The sequence below is a fragment of the Mesorhizobium sp. genome (genome assembly GCF_005063415.1).
GTDB lineage: Bacteria > Pseudomonadota > Alphaproteobacteria > Rhizobiales > Rhizobiaceae > Mesorhizobium.
This window is the reverse complement of the sequence record NZ_SUEG01000138.1, coordinates 11,379-13,447: the sequence shown is the minus strand read 5'-3', so window position 1 is coordinate 13,447 and position 2,069 is coordinate 11,379. Positions and strand designations below refer to the sequence as shown.

Annotated in this window: 4 protein-coding genes and 1 pseudogene; all 5 read left to right on the top strand. The window is 63.9% G+C overall.

Annotated elements, in window-relative coordinates; genetic code table 11:
• Window positions 1-169: pseudogene (locus E5W70_RS25815) on the top strand (glycerol-3-phosphate dehydrogenase); the annotation flags it as partial.
• A 26-nt stretch (window positions 170-195) separates the two neighbouring features.
• Window positions 196-492, top strand: coding sequence for a YciI-like protein (locus E5W70_RS25810; RefSeq protein WP_292663798.1), 297 nt, complete (start codon window positions 196-198; stop codon window positions 490-492).
• A 30-nt stretch (window positions 493-522) separates the two neighbouring features.
• A complete protein-coding gene (locus E5W70_RS25805) occupies window positions 523-948 on the top strand; it encodes an EVE domain-containing protein (protein ID WP_292663796.1) in 426 nt (141 codons plus the stop codon).
• On the top strand, window positions 945-1,601 hold the full coding sequence (locus E5W70_RS25800; RefSeq protein WP_292663794.1) for a methyltransferase: 657 nt from the start codon (window positions 945-947) through the stop codon (window positions 1,599-1,601). The genes E5W70_RS25805 and E5W70_RS25800 overlap by 4 nt, the downstream gene beginning before the upstream one ends.
• A 48-nt stretch (window positions 1,602-1,649) precedes the next feature.
• The gene (locus tag E5W70_RS25795) at window positions 1,650-2,066 is read left to right on the top strand and encodes a DUF1761 domain-containing protein (RefSeq protein ID WP_292663792.1); all 417 of its coding nucleotides are present in this window, start codon (window positions 1,650-1,652) and stop codon (window positions 2,064-2,066) included.
• Window positions 2,067-2,069: the final 3 nt, after the last annotated feature.

The following is a 2,069-nucleotide window of genomic DNA, read 5'->3' as shown; positions in this document are numbered from 1 at the left end:
GGCTGAAGGCGTGCCGACGGCGGCAATTGCCGCCCGCATCGCCGGCGAGCGCCGGATCGACGCGCCGATCATCGCCGCCGTCGCCGCCATATTGGACGGCACCATAACCATAGACCAGGCTGTATCGGCATTGATGACACGGCCGCTCAAGACCGAAACCGACATGTGATCCCGAACGATTGCGGAGATGGAAAGATGCTGTTTGCGTTGATTTGCAAGGACAAGCCAGGAAGCCTGCAGGTGCGGCTCGATACGCGGCCCAAGCACCTTGCCTTCCTGGAAGGGCTGAACGGCGACAAGAAATTGGCCTTCGCCGGCCCGTTCCTCGACGCAGACGGCAAGCCGAACGGCACTCTCGCCGTTGTCGAGGCGCCCGATCTGGCTGCGGCAAAAGCCCTGTCGGCGGCCGATCCCTATACCAAGGCAGGGCTGTTCGAAAGCGTCGAAATCCGGCAGTGGAACTGGAGCTTCAACAAACCAGCGGATATCTAATCGCGGCGGCACCTGAGGAGGAGCAACACAATGAACTACTGGCTGTTCAAATCCGAACCCTCGGTCTTCTCCTTCGAAATGCTGAAGGCCAAGGGCAAGGCCGGCACGCAGTGGGACGGGGTGCGCAATTATGCCGCGCGCAACAACATGAAGGCGATGCAGATCGGCGATCTCGGCTTCTTCTACCATTCCAATGATGGACTCGACATAGTCGGCATCGCCGAGGTCTGCGCTCTGGCCCATCAGGACAGCACCACCGACGACCCCCGCTGGGAGTGCGTCGATATCCGCGCCTTCAAGGACATGCCGAATCCGGTGACGCTGGAACAGGCCAAGGCCAATCCAAAGCTGGCCGACATGGCGCTGGTGCGGCTCGGGCGGCTGTCCGTGCAACCGGTGACGCCGGCCGAATGGCAAGAGGTTTGCCGCATGGGCGGCCTGACGCCGGCGCCATGACGGCGCTGACGCCGGACAGCGCCAGGAAATTCATCCTCGACAACACGGCGCTGACGGCGCCGCCGCATGTGCCGGAGATCCGCCTGCACCTGGCCGACGAGGCGCATGACCTGTGGCAGCGGACAGAGGATGAGCTGACCGAAATCGGCCTGCCGCCGCCCTTCTGGGCTTTTGCCTGGGCCGGCGGCCAAGGCCTTGCCCGCTACATCCTCGACGATCCGGCAACGGTGCGCGACAGGCGCGTGCTCGACTTCGCCTCCGGCTCCGGCCTTGTCGCCATTGCCGCAGTGAAGGCCGGAGCTGCCGAGGTGATCGCCGCCGACATCGACCCGTTCTGCGCGACCGCGATCCGCCTCAATGCCGAGGCCAACGGGGCGGAGATAAAATTCCTCATCGGCGACTGCATCGATACTGATGCCGGCTGGGACGTGGTGCTGGCCGGCGACGTCTTCTACGACAAAACTTTCGCTGACAGGCTGATGCCGTGGTTCGTCGCGCTGAAGGCGCGCGGCGCCGACATTTTCGTCGGCGATCCCGGCCGCTCGTATCTGCCGAAGGCGGGGCTGGAACCGCTTGCCGTCTACGAAGTGGCGGTGACGCGGGCGCTGGAGGACGCCGAGGTCAAGCGCACCACCGTCTGGCGTCTTGCTTGACGGCATCGCCGAACAGGCGTTCCATCGCGCAATCGACCGGAGGGAACCATGGATTTTTCAGCAATCAATTGGCTGGCGGTAATCGTCGCCGCCGTCGTGGCATGGCTGTTCGGCGCGGCCTGGTATATGGGCTTGAGCAAGCCGTGGCTGAAGGCCGCCAAGCTTGATCCGGCGACGATGAGCAAATCGATGCTGCCCTTCGTCGTCTCCTTTGTCGCGGAGCTCGTCATGGCGCTGGTCATGTCGCTGATCATCGGCGCCGTGACCGGCGGCGAACCGAGCCTGCTTGCCGGGGTGATCTTCGGCTTCGTTCTCTGGCTGGGGTTCGTCGCCACCACGCTTTCGGTCAACCATCGCTACGAAGGTTTCGGCTGGGATCTGACGCTCATCGATGTCGGCCATTGGCTTGGCGTGCTGCTTCTCATCGGCGCTGTGATCGGCTGGTTCGGCGCGGCGGCGGCCTGACCG

Bases quoted from the DNA above. Each gene is read 5' to 3' on its own strand.
- E5W70_RS25810 (WP_292663798.1), top strand. From the start codon at position 196: ATGCTGTTTGCGTTGATTTGCAAGGACAAGCCAGGAAGCCTGCAGGTG.
- E5W70_RS25795 (WP_292663792.1), top strand. From the start codon at position 1,650: ATGGATTTTTCAGCAATCAATTGGCTGGCGGTAATCGTCGCCGCCGTC.
- E5W70_RS25805 (WP_292663796.1), top strand. From the start codon at position 523: ATGAACTACTGGCTGTTCAAATCCGAACCCTCGGTCTTCTCCTTCGAA.
- E5W70_RS25800 (WP_292663794.1), top strand. From the start codon at position 945: ATGACGGCGCTGACGCCGGACAGCGCCAGGAAATTCATCCTCGACAAC.